This is a genomic window from Bartonella sp. AA86SXKL, assembly GCF_042196885.1.
The window spans coordinates 1-600 of record NZ_JBHIRE010000495.1 but is presented as its reverse complement, the minus strand read 5'-3'; the positions used below and the strand labels follow the sequence as shown (position 1 = coordinate 600).

At 37.8% G+C, this 600-nt stretch carries 1 protein-coding gene; it reads left to right on the top strand.

Going from position 1 to position 600, the window contains the following annotated elements; all coding sequences use genetic code 11:
* The first annotated feature begins 98 nt into the window (after nucleotides 1-98).
* Nucleotides 99-503: a cell division protein FtsL gene (gene ftsL, locus ACFIO5_RS12855; protein WP_011180979.1), complete on the top strand. Its 405-nt coding sequence runs from the start codon at nucleotides 99-101 to the stop codon at nucleotides 501-503.
* The last annotated feature ends 97 nt before the right edge of the window (nucleotides 504-600 follow it).

The following is a 600-nucleotide window of genomic DNA, read 5'->3' as shown; positions in this document are numbered from 1 at the left end:
AGGTTGCGTATTGGTGTACGTACTGAGGCTGAGTGTCTTTTTGCAGATATGAAATTGTTTGGGTTAGCAAAGATTGCCAGTTTTGAAGGTGGCAAGAAATGACAGTTTTTCGTACATTTGATATGATTTTAGTCATGATTATGATTTGTATGGCAGGTCTTACTTATAAAGTCAAATATGATGTCCAAAAACGAATGAGTGAAGTTCGTCGTCTTGAACAAAAAATTGCTGCAGAAAAAAATACGGTGAGTCTGCTTCATGCTGAGTGGGCTGTAATGATAGAGCCTTCACGCATGCAAAAACTTGCAAAACGTTATCAAAAGGAGCTTGGTTTAGAGAGTATCCAGCCTCGCCAAGTTGTAGAGTTTGAGAGTATTCCAGTACGTGTACATGATCAAATTGAAGAAGTGATTAAACAAAATCTTTTGGAGGAAGGGAAAGATATTTTAGCAAATAATCGTACTTCTCAGGCGAATGGCGTTGTTCGAAAAGGTGTGCGGTGATGAAATCATACTTTCTCTTTTCGCAGAAAAGAAAGCGCTTAAAAAAACAGTTCAATATTGATAATTTTCCTGTTCGTCGCTCATATTCTTCTCGTCG

Excerpts from the sequence above, each read along its gene's own strand:
- ftsL (WP_011180979.1), top strand. The coding sequence starts at position 99 with ATGACAGTTTTTCGTACATTTGATATGATTTTAGTCATGATTATGATT.